Source organism: Pseudarthrobacter lactosi, assembly GCF_055412785.1.
Map to the genome: position 1 here is coordinate 113,974 of NZ_JBVAYS010000006.1, position 16,983 is coordinate 130,956.

A 16,983-nucleotide genomic window follows, 5' to 3' on the forward strand; every position below is an offset into this window, starting at 1 on the left:
GGGATCTGCGATCAGCCTTATAGGTTTGCTGCTTCCTGCTCCGCCAGCCTGATCATCCGGAGTTCGTCCTCCACTGCGCGGGACGGCCAGTAGTCCTTCGACAGCTCAGTCGCCCGGGTCAGATCTGCTGCCGGGAAGAGTTTGCCGAGCATTCCGGCCGCCTGAAGCAGGGCGATCAGCACGATGGTCCTGGCATCGGGTGCCTTCGAGCCAGGCACGGCGGCCGGCTTGGTGGAATCGGGCGCCGCGGAATCGGGCGCAGCGGAATCAGGCGTCCCCTCATCGGCCGCCGCCAACTCGGTCTCCGTTGTATCGGGCGGCTCAAGATCGGACGGCGCACCGCTGAGTGCGGCCTGGATCTTTTCCAGCAGCGCCGCCTCCGGAGCGTGGTCCTTCTCCGGGTACCGCACGGCCCGGAACCGGCCCAGGTGCTTTTCGCCGATATGTTCCACGATGCCCAACGACGCCATCGCTTCGTAGACACGCTGCACCTCGGCGCGGCTCTCCAGCATTCCCACCCACCCCTTGGGAGTGTGGGGCCGGGATTTGCCACGGATGGCATCCAGCTCGCGCTGGAAATCCGTTTGCGGGGTGTCGCCGGTGGCCCTGACGCGCTTCCCCTGCAGCTCGATCGCGCCGATCAGGTCCAGTTCGGCCAATATTGCCCCTGCCACCGTGGTCCTGAGTGCGAACACCGGCACTTCGGGCTTGCCGTTCACGTCGTTCGTTGCCAGAAGAAGGAAGGCCTGGGGAAGGTTCAGCTCCGTCGCCTTCGGTGTTTCAGCGTCCATACGAACATGGTGGCCCTGTTGGGCGCCCACCACAATGAGAATTTACAAGCGTACGACGGCGGGACGCCCCGCCGTCGTCCGCCTACGTTTGGTGCCGCCTACGAGGCCCGAGTGAATGTCCCCAGCCCGGTCCTGTCGTAGAAGTCCAGGGTGACGCTTGGCGAGGAGCCGCTGGGTGCTGCTGCAAACAGTGCCCCGGCCAGGCCGTTGGCGTTTTCTCCGATGGATTCGAAGCTGAACGTGTCGCCGTCGAAGTGGGTCAGCGGGAAAGTGGTGGGACTGCCGGGCGGTCCCATTCTCATGGCCAGTTTCCCGCCCTCTTCAAGGACCATAAGCTGGCCATAGTAGGAGTTGTCATAGGTGCCGGTGTAGGCACTGTTTGCCCGGGCGGGAGAGGGAGTAGGCGGAGTCTTGGTGTAGTCGACCTCGGGCTTGTCGGACTCGTCAATTTGCTTGAACGCGCCGGCGGTGAATGGTAGCCAATCGACCGTGGGCGATCCGTGCTGGGCCGCATCCAGAAAGCCCGCGGCGATGGCTTCAGGAATTCCCTGCGGGCGCCCGTTGGTCAGGACCACAATGGCCAGCTGTTCACCCGGAAGCATGGAGACGGCGGTGGCTGCGCCAAGATTAAATGCCCCGGAGTGTCCCAGCTGGACACGGCCTTGGTCGTCGTAGGAGACGTTCCAGCCCAGCCCGTAGAAACGGGAGCGGGCAGCCGGTGCCGACGCCGGACCGGAGACTATGTGGGGAACGTGGGTCGTTTGGAGAGCAGCCGGATCAATAACGGGATTTCCCTCGTAACTGCCGTTTCCGAGCTGCAACCGGAGCCATTGTGCAAGGTCCCGCACCGACGAACTCGCACCCCCCGCGGGAGCTTGGGGATCGGCGTTGCGGCGGTACTTCGCCGCCCACTCCTTGTTCCCGAGCGGCACATGAAGGATGGCCTTGTTCGTGGCTCTCTCATAGTCCGAGTGACGGTAACTGCTGGCGGACATGCCCAGCTTCCGGAACAGGATCTCGTCGGCCAGGTCTTCCCAGGTCATTTTCATCGCATCGGCTGCTGCCTGGCCGGCTTCCGTGTAGCCGAAATTGCTGTAGTTGTAACTGGCCCGGAACGTATCAAGGGGCTCCTGATTGAGGTGGCCGAGGATGTACTCCCGATCGAATCCGAGGTCCTCCAGCAGGTCACCCGAACCCGTTTTCAGCCCGCTGCGGTGTGAGAGCAGATCAGCAAAGACCGCATTCCGCGTGACGTAGTCATCCTTGAGCGCGAAGCTTTTGTTATGGCCCACGACGGCGTCGGTCCAGTTGATGACCTGCCGCCCCACCACCCCTGCCACCACTGTGGACGCCAGGGGCTTGGACACAGAGGCCACCTGGAACACTGTGTCAGGATCGATCTCCTCGGGCTTTCCAACCTCCCTGACCCCGAAGCCTTTGGAGTACACCACCTCGTCCCGGTACACCACGGCTGCGGCCATCCCGGGCAGCCCGGTGCTCTCCATGGCATCCTGGATCAATCCGTCGAGCTTGGCCAAGGCGTTTGTAACTTTCGCCCGGTCCAGCAGTGGTTCGATCTGTCCCGGCGGGGCGGGGAGCAGTGCTGGCGACGCCGATGACGCCAGCCGCGCGGGTTCACCCGTGCAGGAGGACAGGAGGGGCATGGCGGCAATACTGGCCGCCCCAATCCCGGCCGCCTTCAGCAGCGAACGTCGGTTCGGGGAAACAAAACCGGTGCTGTGCATGGACTCTCCCTTGAGCCGTCAAGCGGTGAGCGCTCCGGACCGAGCCGGCCGTCCCGTTTCCCTCCATAGTGAACCCGCGAACTGCAGCCAGGCAATGGATGCTGGGGAAATAGGGGGACGGTGTCCAAGGCCGGGCAGGCGGCCGCCTGCAGACGTCTGCTTAGCACTGGACCAACTCCCCCAGCGCTGCGGTGTCGACGTCAGCGGGAAAGCCGTGTCAACTCAACGCTGTGGTGCAGTCGATTGCGGGGAAACCTCAGGCTGGGAATGTCCGAGGAATCCATGTAGCAGCGACGCTGTTCCCTGCAGATGATCTTGCGCCGCCTTGAAGGCTGCCTCATCGTCGCCCCGGAGAATGGCGTCCACGATTTCCTGGTGCTGCCGGTTGGAATGTTCCAGGTTGGGTTGGATAAGGGGTATACGGTCCAGCAGGTCACTTACCTTTGAGCGGACATCCGCCACCGCGAGCGCAAGGCTTGGCGATCCAGCCACTTCTGCGATCGCCACATGGAATCTTGCGTCCTTCGGCCGGTACAGATTCGCAGGTGCACTGGCCACCTCCGCCAAAGTCCTTAGCAGGTGACTGCGCTGGGCAGGTGATAACGTCGCCCTGGCCGCCAAGGATGCGGCCGCCGGCTCGAGTACGCCGCGAAAGGTAAGAACGTCGTCCACCTCGGCCGGATCGAGTTCCGGGTAGGACCCCGAACCTGCAGGGGGCCGGCTGCACACGTACGTTCCTCCATAGCGGCCGCGCTGAACTTCAACGTATCCGGCCTTCTGCAGCTCGGCCAGGGCATCCCGCAAGGTGGCGCGCGATACGCCCAGCATATCGGCAAGTTCCCGCTCGGCTGGCAGCTTGGTCCCTACACCGAACAGACCGAGCTTGATGTTCTGGAGCAAGCGTTCGATGGTCTCCTCGAAGGCATTGCCGTGCCGGACCGGGCGGAGAATCGGGGCGGGGCTTCCGAGCAGTTCCTCTTCCATACGCTTATCCTAATCGGTCCAAAAACAGGCCTATGGCAGGGGGCCCATCGAAGCGAGAAAAACCGCCGCACCGGCCGGAAGCACGGTTGAACCGAGGAAAAGTTGGCCGAGATCAAGGAACCCCTTGACCGTGCTCGTGATCTGGCACACACTGTAACGAGCTTATGGTCTTATTTCATACCAATACCCTTGGACGATGGGAACTACAGTGGCATCCTCTGATTCAGCCCAGCTTACCGACGACAAGCGATATCTCCAGCACCGGCAACTGAAACGCGGGGCCGCGGGATGGATCCTGCTTGCCGGACTCGGAGTTGCTTATGTCATCTCCGGCGACTTCGCAGGGTGGAACCTCGGCCTCGCCCAAGGCGGTTGGGGCGGTCTACTCATCGCATTTGTTCTCATGGGCGTCATGTACACCTGCATGGCTTTCGGACTCGCCGAGCTATCCTCGGCGCTGCCTGCCACAGGCGCCGGATATGGCTTCGCCCGTCGCGCACTGGGCCCCTTGGGCGGATTCGCCACCGGAATGGCCGTGCTCATTGAATACGCCGTTGCGCCGGCTGCGATAGCCATCTTCATTGGCGGCTATGTTGAAGCGTTGGGACTCTTTGGCCTGACCAACTCCTGGCCGGTGTATCTGGTGACCTACGCTGTTTTTGTGGGCATCCATCTCCGCGGAGTAGGAGAGGCTCTCAAGATGATCTTCGGCATCACCGCAGTCGCCGTCGTCGCCCTGGCCGCCGTCGTTGTGGGCCTGATTCCACATTTCAACGCCCAGAACCTCTTTGACATTGTCCCTGACGGCTCGCCCACCTCAAGCGCTTTTCTCCCGATGGGAATCAGCGGCGCCGTCGGTGCACTCGTTTATGGCATCTGGTTCTTCCTTGCAGTCGAAGGGGTTCCCCTGGCCGCTGAAGAGACGGCCAATCCGAAGAAGGACATGCCGCGGGGCATCATGGTCGCTGTTGTAATCCTGGTCGTCTTCGGGGCCCTGATGCTCGTTCTCGTTCCCGGCGCCGCAGGGTCAGCCGCAATGAGTCAATCCAATAACCCCCTCCCGGAGGCCCTGCGCCTGGCGTACGGTGGCAACACTTTCCTGGCAGACTTCGTCAACTATGCTGGCCTCGCCGGGCTCGTAGCCAGCTTCTTCTCCATCATTTATGCGTATTCCCGCCAGCTCTTCGCGCTGTCCCGGGCAGGGTATCTTCCCAAATGGCTGTCCCTGACAGGCAAACGGCGGACCCCTTATTGGGCACTGATCGTCCCTGGCTCAATCGGCTTTTTGCTGGCGGCAATAACCGGTGACGGCGCACTCCTGATCAACATCGCCGTCTTTGGTGCAACAGTCTCCTATGTCCTGCTGAATCTCTCGCACATTGTGCTGAGGAGGAAGGAACCGGACCTGCCCCGCGGTTACCGGACACCCGGAGGGGTCGCCACCACCTCAATCGCGCTGGTCCTTGCTGCGGTCGCGGTCGTCGCAACGTTTGTGGTCGACGTATTCGCCGCATCCATAACAGCTGCAATCTTCGGCGCGGCGCTCCTCTACTACTGGTTCTACAGCCGGCACCGCATCGTTGCAGGCGCTCCCGAAGAGGAATTCGCGCAGTTGGCTGCAGCCGAGGCCGAACTCAAGAGCTGACACGCGTCCCGTCACGGTCCAGACATCTCCCTCATAAATACGATCAAAGTTACGGAAATCAAATGACGAATCAAACAACCGGCACCTCCGCGCAAGGCCAACTCGGCGTCGATGAGCTGAGGGACCTGGTCGCTTCCGGTGACATCGACACCGTTGTCGTTGCCATCACCGATTCCATGGGACGTCTGCAGGGTAAACGCTGCGGGGCAAGGTCTTTCCTCGAAGACGTGCTGGGGCACGGGGCCGAAGGCTGCAACTACCTACTCAGCGTGGATGTGGAGATGAACACCATTGACGGGTACTCCATGTCCTCGTGGGCGAACGGCTATGGAGACATGGTGATGCGGCCCGACGTCTCCACCCTGCGCCGGGTGCCGTGGCTGGAAGGCACTGCCATGATCCAGTGCGATATCTTCTGGCTGGACGGCCGCCCCGTCTCCCAGTCCCCACGCCAGATCCTGCGCGCGCAGATCGAACGCCTGGAGGCCTTGGGATACCGCGCCCATATCGGCACCGAGCTTGAATTCATCATGTTTGACGACAGTTACGAAGAAGCATGGGACAAGAAATACGAGGGACTCACCCCCTCAACCCGCTACAACGTGGACTACTCCCTCCTGGCCACAGCAAGACTGGAACCGGTCATCCGAAGCATTCGAACGGGCATGGAAAAGGCAGGCCTGGTCGTTGAATCTTCCAAGGGCGAGTGCAACCTGGGCCAGCAGGAAATCACGTTCCGATACGCAGAAGCGCTTACTGCGTGCGACAACCACGTTTTCTACAAAAACGGGGCCAAGGAAATCGCCGCGCAGCAAGGCAAGAGCATTACGTTCATGGCGAAGTACAACGAACGTGAAGGCAGTTCCTGCCATATCCACTTCAGCTTGACCGACCTGGACGGCAATCCGGTCCTGGCCGGGGATGGCGAGCATGGCTTCAGCCCTGTCATGGAGCACTTCATCGCAGGCCAACTCGCCGGACTGAAGGAGCTGGCCTATTTCGTCGCCCCGAACATCAATTCCTACAAACGCTTCGTAGAAGGCAGCTTCGCTCCCACAGCCATCGCCTGGGGGCTGGACAACCGCAGTTGTGCACTGCGCATCGTCGGCCGCGGACCCAGCCTTCGGGTGGAAAACCGCGTTGGAGGCGGGGACGTCAACCCTTATCTCGCAGCCGCCGCGCTTATCGCCGCCGCCATCCACGGTATCGAGAATGAGCTCCCCCTCGAACCGATCATGACCGGTAACGCCTACCAGTCCGACGCAGATCGCATACCCACCAACCTGCGGGACTCCCGCGCCCTGCTGACCAACAGCGAGATTGCACGCAAATCCTTCGGCGATGAAGTTGTGGACCACTACGTCTTCGCTGCAGATGTCGAGCTGAAAGCTTTTGACAGCGCCGTAACGGACTGGGAGCGCAAGCGTGTCTTTGAACGGCTCTGATAGCTACCGCCCACGGATTGGGCTGACAACCTACTTTCAGCAGGCTTCCTGGGGCGTTTGGACAGCGGATGCGGCAGTTCTGCCGGGAACCTACGTCCAGGCGGTCGTCGCTGCCGGCGGCACTCCTGTCCTGTTGCCGCCCGTCGGCACTGACCCATCGATCGTGGAGGTCCTGGACGGACTGATCATCTCCGGAGGCAGCGACGTGGGCCCGGAACAGTACGGGGCGCAGCCCCACCGGCTCACCCGCGCCCAACCGGCCAGGGACGTGCACGATATCGCCCTCACCAAGGCAGCTTTGGACGCCGAAGTCCCCCTTTTCGCCATCTGCCGGGGAGCCCAGATCCTCAATGTCGCCATGGGCGGGTCGCTGATTCAGCACATCCCCGATGTGAACCCGGAGGCGGACTACCAACCGGCGCCGGGCGTATTCGGCAACGTGGAGTTCACGACGGCGCCGGGCAGCATCAGCCGGCATCTGCTGGGAGCATCGGCCAGCGCACCTTGTTACCACCACCAGGCCATGGACCGGATCGCTGACGGCCTTTCCGTCACGGCCGCGGCGGCCGACGGCACGGTGGAAGCCCTCGAAACGGCAACGGGCGGATGGGCACTAGGGGTCCAATTCCACCCTGAACAGAATCCCAACGATCTCCGGCTTTTCAATGGGTTCATTGAGGCTGCACGTAACTACCGCAAAAATCGAACGGAGAGCCCCGGCAATGTCCACCAGCACGTATGACGTCCTGAATCCGGCAACGGAAGAGGTAATCGAGACCATAACCCTTGCAACACTTGAGGACACTGACAGGGCAATCGAAAAAGCCGTCGAGGCATTTGATACCTGGCGCCATGTTGCCCCTGCAGACCGGGCTCTCCTGCTGCGCAGGTTTGCTGCGGCAGTAGACGCCGACCTGGAAAATCTCGCCCAGCTGGAGGTACGCAACGCCGGGCACACCATCGGCAATGCCCGATGGGAAGCAGGAAATGTCCGCGATGTCCTGACGTACTACTCCGCAGCCCCCGAGCGGCATCTTGGCCAGCAGATTCCAGTAGCCGGAGGGGTCAACATCACCTTCAACGAACCCCTCGGGGTCGTTGGGGTAATCGTTCCGTGGAACTTCCCCATGCCCATTGCCGCGTGGGGCTTCGCCCCCGCCCTTGCCGCTGGCAACACTGTCGTTCTGAAACCGGCGGAACTGACTCCGATGACTGCCATCCGGCTCGGACAGCTGGCAAGGGAGGCAGGCCTGCCCGAAGGAGTCCTGCAGATCATCCCGGGCAAGGGCTCTGTCGTCGGGGAACGATTCGTGACCCATCCTGCAGTGCGGAAGGTTGTCTTCACCGGTTCAACCGGCGTCGGTAAGCGGATCATGGCCGGCTGCGCTGAGCAGGTCAAGCCCGTGACCCTGGAGCTGGGCGGCAAGAGCGCCAACATCATCTTTGCGGATTCGGACCTCGAAGCCGCTGCCGCAGCAGCACCCGGAGGCGCTTTTGACAACGCCGGACAGGACTGCTGCTCCCGCTCCAGAATCCTGGTCCAGGACAGCGTCTACGTGAAATTCCTCGAGCTCCTGGAACCAGTCGTGAAGGCCCTGAAGGTCGGCGACCCCAGCGACGAGGCTTCGTTCATGGGGCCGCTGATTTCCGCAGCCCAACACCGGACAGTCTCCGGCTTCGTCCCGGACGGGTCATCTGTGGCTTTCCAGGGATCCGCGCCGGACGGCAAGGGGTTTTGGTTCCCCCCCACCGTTCTTACGCCCGCCCGCGAGGACAGGGTCATGCATGAGGAGATTTTCGGCCCCGTCGTGGCAGTCGTTCCCTTTAAGGACGAAGCCGACGCACTCCGCCTGGCGAACGACTCGATCTACGGCCTGTCCGGATCCATCTGGACACGGGACATCGGTCAGGCGCTGAGGATGGCCCGGGGACTCGAGTCGGGAAACCTCTCAGTCAACTCCCACTCCTCGGTGCGCTACTCCACGCCCTTTGGCGGATTCAAGCAGTCAGGACTCGGACGCGAACTCGGCCCGGACGCCCTGAACGCGTTCACCGAAACAAAAAACGTCTTCATCTCCACCAACCCATAACGTCCTCACCAGAAAAGGAAGAAAAAATGATTGAAGTAATTTCCAACCGCCTCAAGGGACGCAGCGCTGTCATCACCGGCGGCGCCAGCGGGATCGGACTGGCCACAGCCCGCCGCTTCGCCGCAGAAGGCGCCCACGTGGTCATCGCCGACCTGGACCCCACCGCTGGGCAGCGCGCAGCCGACGAGGTGGGCGGCCTCTACGTGAAGGTGGATGTCACCAGCGAAGAGGAAGTAAAGAACCTCTACGCCGTCACCAATGAAACGTACGGAAGCGTGGACATCAGCTTCAACAACGCCGGGATTTCGCCGGCAGACGATGCCTCGATCATCGATACGGGGATTGATGCGTGGCGCAGGGTCCAGGAAGTGAACCTGACCTCCGTTTTCTACTGCTGCAAATACGCACTCCCGTACATGCAGGCACAAGGCAAGGGCTCCATCATCAACACTGCGTCGTTCGTTGCGGTCATGGGTGCCGCCACCTCGCAGATCTCCTACAGCGCCTCGAAGGGCGGAGTGCTGGCCATGAGCCGGGAACTCGGCGTCGAATTCGCCCGGCAGGGAATCCGGATCAACGCACTCTGCCCGGGACCCGTCAACACGCCCCTGCTGAAGGAACTCTTCGCCAAGGATCCCGAGAAGGCAGCGCGCCGCCTCGTTCACGTTCCCTTGGGCAGGTTCGCTGAACCGGAAGAACTGGCAGCAGCAGTCGCCTTCCTCGCCAGCGACGATTCATCCTTCATCACCGCCTCGACCTTCCTGGTTGACGGCGGCATTTCAGGCGCTTACGTAACACCCGAGTGACGGCCAGGTCTGCCGCGTGGACCCTATCCCCAAGGCACGTGCGCGGCAGATCGGGGGCGTCGCAGATTACCTAGCGGACGACGGCGGGAGGTCCCGCCGTCGTCCGCTAGAGTATGCGGCAACTACTGTCCGTGGTGATTGGCAGTAGCCAACTGGGCCGCACGCGCACCTGTCTTGTTTGCCAGGAGGCCCGCGTACGTCCAGACGCTGGCCCGGCCGGAATCGCTCGGAATGAGCTGGCCCTCGTAGAGCTGAATGCTCGCTCCCGTGGGGCTCTTCCACACGCCGGTCAGTTCGCAGTGTGTGCCGGTGGCCTGCTGGCGCGGCACGGACAGGTTGATGACGCGGCGTGCCCGCTTCTCGGCCACGGGGATCCTCTTCTTCACGATGCCGCTCCTGCCGGTTCCCGGTAGTTGCTTTCGGGGACATCGGTGATGAACATGTGCCCGGGGGCGTGGCTGATGGCGAAGGCGGGCCTGGAGGCCATCACGGCGCTCTGCGGCGTCACTCCGCAGGCCCAGAAAACCGGCACCTCCCCTGGCCGGATCTCCACCGCATCCCCGAAGTCGGGGCGGTTGATGTCGGCGATGCCCAGATCCTCCGGTGACCCGACGTGAACCGGGCTGCCGTGGACCTTGGGTACCTCCGACGTCACCCGGATGGCTGTGTCCACGAGTTCGGGAAGCATGGGGCGCATGGAGACCACCATGGGGCCGTGGATCCGGCCGGCCGGTGTGCACTCCACGGTGGTGCGGTACATGGGCACGTTGCGTCCTGTTTCGGTGTGCCGCAGCGGGATCCCTGCACTGGCCAGCGCGGCCTCGAAAGTGAAGCTGCAGCCGATGAGGACGCCCACCATGTCGTCGCGCCAAACGGACGCGACGTCGGCGACCTCCTCCGCCAGTTCGCCGTCCACCCACACCCGGTAGGCGGGGATATCGGTGCGGATATCGGAGCCGGGCGCCAGGGCGCTTTCATACTGTCCCGCCGGGATGACGTCGATGACGGGGCAGGCTTTGGGGTTCAGCCGGCAGAATTCGATGAATTCATCCGCGTAGTCTGCCGTCACCGCTATCAGGTTCGCCTGGGTGTAGCCGTCGCTCCAGCCGGAGGTGGGGGTGACCAGGCCGTTGCGGAACTTCAGGCGTGCGTCCGCGGGGGCCAGGAGGGCGTGTGGCTGGCTCACTTGGACTCCACAAGTTCAGCCGGCGCCTGCCCGGACTGCAGGTATTCCTCATCCTCGGCAACGTTGGAGTCGCGGCCCAGGGCCAGGCCCACCAGGGTCAGGAGGCAGGCGACGCTGAGGTAGACGGCCACCGGCACCCAGCTGTCATAGGTGCTCAGCAGGAGGGTGAACATAAACGGGGCAATGGCGCCGCCGATGATTCCGGCGAACGTGTAGGCCAGTGAGCTGCCGGTGGAGCGGAGCCGCGGCGAGAACTGCTCGACGACGAACGCTGCCTGGGGTCCGTACATAAACGAGTGGCAGAGCAGGCCCAGCACGATGCCCACGATCAGCATGACCGGGGAACGGCCTTCGAGGAGGATAAAGAACACGTAGGCCCAGACGGCAGCGCCCACTGCGGCGATTGCGTAGACCAGGCGGCGGTTGATGCGGTCGGAGATGGCGCCGGCGAGCGGCATGGTGAAGAGCTGGAGTGCGGACCCGATCATGACGGCCACTAGCACCTGGCCGCGGTCGAAGCCGAGCTCCTGGATGCCGTAGGTGAGTGTGAAGACGGTGCACATGGCGTAGAGAACGTCCGGGCCGATGCGGCTGAGCATGGCGGCGATGAGGGGACGGCGCTGGGTGGCGAGGACTTCGCGGATGGGGGCCTTGGGCTTGTCGCCCCGGGCTTCCATGGCCTTGAAGATGGGGGTGTCCTCGAGCTTGAGCCGGATCCAGAGGCCGAAGGCCACCAGCAGCGCGGAGATCAGGAAGGCGATGCGCCAGCCGTAGTCCAGGAAGGCTTCCTCGGACAGGCTCAGCGTGAGGATGGCGAGCGCACCGTTGGCCATGAGGTTGCCGGCGGGCGGGCCGATCTGTGCGGCAGAGGCCCAGAATCCGCGCTTGTTCGGGTCGCCGAATTCGCTGGAGAGCAGGACCGCGCCGCCCCATTCGCCGCCGACGCCGACGCCCTGGGCGAAGCGGAGGAACACCAGGATGGCGGGGGCGATCACGCCGATGTTGTCGTATGTGGGCAGCAGGCCGATGAGGAAGGTGGCCACGCCGATCAGCATCAGCGTGATGACCAGGATCTTCTTGCGGCCGATCTCGTCGCCGAGCCGGCCGAAGATGATGCCGCCAACAGGGCGGGAAATGTAGCCGACGGCGTAGGTGGAGAAGGCCAACAAGGTACCAGTGACCGGGTCCGAGGCCGGGAAGAAAATGAGCGGGAAAACGATTGCAGCCGCCGCGGAGTAGACGGCGAAGTCGTAGAACTCCAGTGCGGTTCCGGTCAGGCTGGCCGCGAATGCCTTGTACATGTCCTTGCGCGCCACCGGGGGCTGTGCGTCAACGGGGGCCATTGCTTGGGGAGTGGCCATGTTAATCCTCCATGAAGAGAGTTGATGTCATCCGGGTCGGGATGGGTGGTGCTCGTGTGCCTGCTTCTGCCCCCGCCTGCGTCGTTGCGAGGTGGGACATTTGGGCGTCTGGCCGGCTTGCCGTCAGGGTGGCTGCGGAAGTCGAAACTGCGGCGAATCGTTGGATCGTAGAACAATCCTCTTGTTGAACAAGCTACGCGACGCAGATCACATTCGTCAAGGGGTGACTTCTGGCGCGCAGTGACCATCACGAGCTGCCGGGAGTCCTTTTCCCGGACGGACAGGGCGCCACGACAGAAAAGCGGACGACGGCGGGAAGCTCCCGCCGTCGTCCGCTTCTGTCTGGTGCCTACTGGCGGAAGGGGACCTTCTCCCAGCTCAGCACATCCCCACCATCGCTGCCGTTGCCGGCCACGGTGAACCTGACGTAGTTGGTGGCGTTGGCCGATCCGTCCACGGTGATGCGCTGCAGGTCATCCGCGGCGGGCTGGCCGTAGACCTCCAGCCAGGGCGAGCCGTCCGCCAGCGGCTGGTTCTCGGCGAAGACGTGGCTGTCGCCGTTGATGAGATAGACCGGACGGTCAAAGCGATTGGTCTCTTCAATGATGGTTGCAACGATCTCCCGGAACCCGGAGACCGTTTCCGGGTTGGCAGCAGCCGCGGCGAGCAGCGAGGGATCAAACATGTCCGCCTGCGTCATCAACACCACGGCGCGGTCGTTGCGGCGCTCGGCGTCACCGAAAGTTTCGCGTATCTGGTCCAGGACCGCATCCGTCCGGTACTCGACTTCGGCCAACTGTTCCGGCGTGGGCGCAGTTTCGCCCAGGCCACTCCACGGAAGCAGCGAGTTGTTGCTGCCCTGGACGTTCACCACGGAGAAAGCCACGCGATTCTGGGTGAACCGGACATTCTCCGGAAGCCCAAGCTTCTCCTGTGTCTTGACCGGCATGGTCGCGCCCAAGGTCTTGCCGGGCTTGTCGAAGAAGACCTCCCGCAGCTTGGCCAGCCGTTCCAGCGGGTTGTAGGCGCCGTTGTTGGTGCGGTGGCAGTCCACCCACTCGTTGTCGCCTGGGGTGAAGACCAGCGGGTGCTCGAAGGTGTCGAACTGTGCCCGGATGTTGGCGAAGTACTCGTCCGAGCAGACCGAGGAGCCGTTCTTGATGTCGCCCACGTGGGTGACGAACTTCAGCGCACTGTCGGCGTTGATGTCCTGGATGCGGGCGGGGAACTTGGCGATTTCGGCGTCGCCGTAAGGGATGTCGCCTATAACGCCGAAGGTGAACGCCTGGCTGTCAGAGGTGTTATTAGCCGGCGCGGCGGCTGTCCCGGCCAGGGAGGCTAAGACCGCGAGGGCGGCAATGGTGCTTTTCACGAACACGGAGTACTCCTACGCATACAGGGGATTCTCCGCCCGGCCGGTTGGGGGTGCCGGGCAAAAGGGGGCGTAAAAAGACTGCTGGATCGGGGAAAACGGTGCAGGACCTCCCGGTTGCTGGAGGGTGAACTGGGAGGGACCAATGCCCGTGGCGGCGCCGCCAGCCTGCGTTACGGCGCCCCGAGGTAAACGCTGACGGTGGTCCCGCCGCTGGGGCTGGACGAGATTTCCAGCCGTCCCCCGTGGGCGGCAGCGATCCTGGCACACGTGGCCAGGCCCAGCCCCGTGCCGGCAGGATCGCCTTCCCGGTGCAGGCGGACCAGCGGCTCCACCACCCGGCGCCGGTCCCCCGCGCCGATTCCCTTGCCGTTGTCCTCGACCCGCACCACGACGCCGGCTCCGGTTTCCTGTCCGGTAACGCTGATGACCGGGGGAACGTCCGGACGGCGGTACGCCACCGCGTTCTGGATCAGGTTCTGCAGCGCTACCCGCATCTGGCTTTCGTCAGCGTCGAAATCAAAGTCCTCGCACTGCACCACGGCGCCGGCTTCCCGCAGGCCCAGGCTCAGGTCATCGGCGACTTCCTTCACCAGGGCTGCCAGCGACAGCCGGGACCTGGACAGCGAACCGCCGATGGTCGCGAACGCCAGCAGCTCCTCCACCATGGACAGCATCCTCCGCGCACTGCTGCCCACGATTTCCAGGTACTCTGCGGCCTCCCCTGTCTGGCCCGATTCTGCGTCCGTGGCACCCAGCTCGACGTAACCCAGGATGGTGGTCAGCGGATTGCGCAGGTCATGGCTGACCCGGCCGGTGAATTCAGCGAGCCGTTCGTTGCTGTCCTTGGCTTCATCCAGGGCGTCGGCCAGGGCACCATGGAGTGCCGTGACCCGCCGGGCAGCCAGCAGGCAGGTGTGCAGGACGAAGGGGTCCAACGGCTTGGTCACGTAGTCGTCCGCCCCGGCCCGCATGCCTTCGAGCACGTCCTCTTGGGCGCCGTGCGAGGTCAGCAGCACAACGTACGTATACGAGGTTGTTTCGGCGGCCCTGATGGCCCGGCACAGGTCAAAGCCGTCGAGCCCGGGCATCATCAGGTCGGTGACAACCACCTGGGGACGCCGCTCCAGGTAGAGGCGCAACGCCGTATCGCCGTCCGCGGCAACGATGCACTTATGACCGGATTTCTCGACGGCGGCTTTGGCCACCAGCAGGGACCCTTCGTCGTCGTCGACAACCAGCACCGTCATGGCGGCCCCGGAGTTGCCCAGCGGTCCGGAAATATTCGCGGCGTCCACCTCGGGGCGGCCCAGCCCGCCCGGCGCACTCCACTTCGAATCAACAGTCATAAGGCCCCCAGGCCATTTATCGTCACGAAGCCAGCCCACAATCGGTCCGCTGGACCTATCGTCCCACAGCCGGCGCAGGCCCGAAAAGAGCCACCAGCCGCCAACAGACGCGAGGGTGCCGCTCCAATTGCGGGGCGCCCGCACGGATCAGCAGGCTTAAGCTGGTAACAGCACGTCTCTTCCAGCGCCGGGAGGTCATCATGGACACTGAATCCGCCGAAGTGACCGGTCATGATGTCACCACCATCACCTGCGTGTGCGGCAACACTGTCAGCCAGGACGGGCTGATTCAAGCCAACTCAGACGGCATCCCCGTCTACATCGGCGAGAAGACCGCCGTCCCCGCGGAGCTGGCGGAATGGCCTGCGGATGAGGACCTCTACACCCTGTGTCCCGCATGCGGCCGCGTATACCGTGATTCGGTCATCGAAGAGACAGGGACAGCGCCCGTCGCTTTCCGGGTCGACGTCGCCGCCAGCCCGATCGCCGGGGCCATCCGGGTCCACTGGAACCTCAGTTCCTGACGTCGGCGGTGCCCTCAAAAAGGTAAAACGAAGTGAGCGGACGACGGCGGGACCTCCCGCCGTCGTCCGCTCAGCACTGCTGCGGCAAGAGTCAGTTCTTAACGACCTCCAGCTCAATGACGGCCCAGGACAGCGCCGGCAGCGTCAGGCGCAACTCGGAGCCGCTCGCCTTCGCGCCTTCCAGCGGCTTAAGCCCCACCTGGTTCTGACTGGTTTGGGTGTTGGCCGTGAAACGGTCGCCGCCTTCCGGAATTTCCAGGACCTCGGCACGGACCACCCGGCGGGCGTCGAACCCGCGCAGGGCCACCTCGACGTCGGCGGCTTCCTCCAGGCCGCGGTTCGCGAAGAACAGTGCCACGCGGCCCGTTTCCTCGTTCCACGTTGCGCTGACATCCACCAGGTCGGTGCCGCCGAAGCGGGCATTCTCGTACTTGTCCGAGTCCACGGACAGGCGCAGGATCTGGCCCTTGGCCAGCTCTGCCATCCGGGCGAACGGGTGGAAGATGGTCTGCTTCCAGGCCGGCCCGTTCTCCTCCGAGAAGATCGGCGCGATCACGTTGACCAGCTGCGCCTGGTTGGCGATCTTGACGCGGTCGCCGTGGCGGAGCAGCGAGTTCAGCAGGGTGCCCACCACCACCGCGTCCGTCACGTTGTACTTGTCCTCGATGACCCGGGGGTGCTCGCGCCAGCCGGCCTTGGCGACGTTGTGCGGCTGGTCCTCGGTGTCCAGGCCGCGCTGGTACCAAACGTTCCACTCGTCGAAGGAGAGGTTGATGTGCTTCTTGTGTTTGCCCTTGGCACGCACGGCGTCAGCGGTGGCGATCACGGACTCGATGAAGTAGTCAGTGTCCACTGCGCTGGCCAGGAAGCTGCCGACGTCGCCCTCGTGCTCCTGGTAGTAGGCGTGGAGCGAGACGTAGTCCACCTCGTCGTAGGTGTGCGTCAGGACCGTCTGCTCCCAGTCGCCGAACGTCGGCATGTTGGAGCTGGAACTTCCGCAGGCCACCAGTTCGATGTCCGGGTCCACGAAGCGCATGGCCTTGGCGGCTTCCTGGGCCAGGCGGCCGTATTCCTCGGCGGTTTTGTGGCCGATCTGCCAGGGCCCGTCCATCTCGTTGCCGAGGCACCAGAGCTTGATGTCGAACGGATCCTTGTGGCCGTTCTTGGCGCGGAGGTCTGACCAGTAGGTGCCGCCGGGGTGGTTGGCGTATTCCACGATCTCGCGGGCCGCGTCCACTCCCCTGGTGCCCAGGTTGATGGCTTCCATGATTTCGGTGCCGGCCTGGCGGGACCAGTCCACGAATTCGTGCAGGCCGAACGCGTTGGTTTCCACGGTGTGCCAGGCGCCGTCCAGCCGGCGGGGACGGTTCTCCCGCGGGCCGATGCCGTCTTCCCAGTTGTAGCCGGAGACGAAGTTGCCGCCGGGGTACCGGATGACGGTGGCGCCGAGTTCCTTGACGAGCTTGAGCACGTCCTGGCGGAAGCCGTTCTCGTCGGCCTCCGGGTGGCCGGGCTCGTAGATGCCGGTGTAGACGCAGCGGCCCATGTGCTCCACGAAGGAGCCGAACAGGCGGCGGGGGACTTCGCCGATAGTGAAGTCGCGGTCGAGGGTGATCCGTGCGCGGGACATGTGCGGTATCTCCTTGGTTGTTTTACAGGTCTGGTGATTCGTAAAAAAGGTGCCG

15 protein-coding genes are annotated in these 16,983 nt (G+C 63.7%); 6 read left to right on the plus strand and 9 right to left on the minus strand.

What is annotated here, in order from left to right; genetic code table 11:
- Nucleotides 1–17: 17 nt before the first annotated feature.
- The 3 genes from ACZY0Q_RS19605 to ACZY0Q_RS19615 form a co-directional block, all read right to left on the minus strand.
- On the minus strand, nt 18–791 hold the full coding sequence (locus ACZY0Q_RS19605; RefSeq protein WP_463919354.1) for a GOLPH3/VPS74 family protein: 774 nt from the start codon (nt 789–791) through the stop codon (nt 18–20).
- Nucleotides 792–889: 98 nt separating this feature from the next.
- Entirely contained in the window at nt 890–2,536 is a 1,647-nt protein-coding gene (locus ACZY0Q_RS19610) for a serine hydrolase (RefSeq protein WP_463919355.1), read from the minus strand.
- 222 nt (nt 2,537–2,758) lie between these two features.
- A complete protein-coding gene (locus ACZY0Q_RS19615; protein ID WP_463919357.1) occupies nt 2,759–3,520 on the minus strand; it encodes a FadR/GntR family transcriptional regulator in 762 nt (253 codons plus the stop codon).
- Between the two features lie 196 nt (nt 3,521–3,716).
- Here ACZY0Q_RS19615 and eat point away from each other — a divergent pair, with 196 nt between their 5' ends.
- From eat to ACZY0Q_RS19640, 5 genes are all read left to right on the plus strand, one after another.
- Nucleotides 3,717–5,165 (plus strand): ethanolamine permease, encoded by a 1,449-nt coding sequence (gene eat / locus ACZY0Q_RS19620; RefSeq protein ID WP_463919359.1) that lies wholly within the window; start codon nt 3,717–3,719, stop codon nt 5,163–5,165.
- 62 nt (nt 5,166–5,227) lie between these two features.
- Nucleotides 5,228–6,610: a glutamine synthetase family protein gene (locus ACZY0Q_RS19625; protein WP_463919361.1), complete on the plus strand. Its 1,383-nt coding sequence runs from the start codon at nt 5,228–5,230 to the stop codon at nt 6,608–6,610.
- Nucleotides 6,591–7,352, plus strand: coding sequence for a gamma-glutamyl-gamma-aminobutyrate hydrolase family protein (locus ACZY0Q_RS19630; RefSeq protein ID WP_463919362.1), 762 nt, complete (start codon nt 6,591–6,593; stop codon nt 7,350–7,352). The genes ACZY0Q_RS19625 and ACZY0Q_RS19630 overlap by 20 nt, the downstream gene beginning before the upstream one ends.
- Nucleotides 7,333–8,700 carry an aldehyde dehydrogenase family protein gene (locus ACZY0Q_RS19635; RefSeq protein ID WP_463919364.1) on the plus strand — a complete coding sequence of 456 codons (1,368 nt, stop codon included), beginning with the start codon at nt 7,333–7,335 and terminating at the stop codon, nt 8,698–8,700. Before ACZY0Q_RS19630 ends, ACZY0Q_RS19635 begins: the two co-directional genes overlap by 20 nt.
- A gap of 26 nt (nt 8,701–8,726) precedes the next feature.
- Nucleotides 8,727–9,506, plus strand: a complete 780-nt coding sequence (locus ACZY0Q_RS19640) for a 3-oxoacyl-ACP reductase (protein WP_104061652.1) — start codon at nt 8,727–8,729, stop codon at nt 9,504–9,506.
- A gap of 122 nt (nt 9,507–9,628) precedes the next feature.
- Here ACZY0Q_RS19640 and ACZY0Q_RS19645 read toward each other — a convergent pair whose 3' ends face one another.
- From ACZY0Q_RS19645 to ACZY0Q_RS19665, 5 genes are all read right to left on the minus strand, one after another.
- Entirely contained in the window at nt 9,629–9,892 is a 264-nt protein-coding gene (locus ACZY0Q_RS19645) for a hypothetical protein (RefSeq protein ID WP_463919367.1), read from the minus strand.
- Nucleotides 9,889–10,692 carry a putative hydro-lyase gene (locus ACZY0Q_RS19650; protein ID WP_463919369.1) on the minus strand — a complete coding sequence of 268 codons (804 nt, stop codon included), beginning with the start codon at nt 10,690–10,692 and terminating at the stop codon, nt 9,889–9,891. Before ACZY0Q_RS19650 ends, ACZY0Q_RS19645 begins: the two co-directional genes overlap by 4 nt.
- The gene (locus ACZY0Q_RS19655; protein WP_463919370.1) at nt 10,689–12,053 is read right to left on the minus strand and encodes an MFS transporter; all 1,365 of its coding nucleotides are present in this window, start codon (nt 12,051–12,053) and stop codon (nt 10,689–10,691) included. The genes ACZY0Q_RS19650 and ACZY0Q_RS19655 overlap by 4 nt, the downstream gene beginning before the upstream one ends.
- Nucleotides 12,054–12,402: 349 nt before the next feature.
- A complete protein-coding gene (locus ACZY0Q_RS19660) occupies nt 12,403–13,431 on the minus strand; it encodes a hypothetical protein (RefSeq protein ID WP_463919372.1) in 1,029 nt (342 codons plus the stop codon).
- A 167-nt stretch (nt 13,432–13,598) separates the two neighbouring features.
- On the minus strand, nt 13,599–14,774 hold the full coding sequence (locus tag ACZY0Q_RS19665) for a response regulator (RefSeq protein ID WP_463919375.1): 1,176 nt from the start codon (nt 14,772–14,774) through the stop codon (nt 13,599–13,601).
- 200 nt (nt 14,775–14,974) lie between these two features.
- Here ACZY0Q_RS19665 and ACZY0Q_RS19670 point away from each other — a divergent pair, with 200 nt between their 5' ends.
- Nucleotides 14,975–15,298: a hypothetical protein gene (locus tag ACZY0Q_RS19670; RefSeq protein ID WP_463919377.1), complete on the plus strand. Its 324-nt coding sequence runs from the start codon at nt 14,975–14,977 to the stop codon at nt 15,296–15,298.
- A 91-nt stretch (nt 15,299–15,389) separates the two neighbouring features.
- Here the strand turns inward: ACZY0Q_RS19670 and arfA are convergent, their stop codons facing one another.
- Nucleotides 15,390–16,928, minus strand: coding sequence for an arabinosylfuranosidase ArfA (arfA, locus tag ACZY0Q_RS19675; protein WP_463919378.1), 1,539 nt, complete (start codon nt 16,926–16,928; stop codon nt 15,390–15,392).
- Nucleotides 16,929–16,983 lie beyond the last annotated feature (55 nt).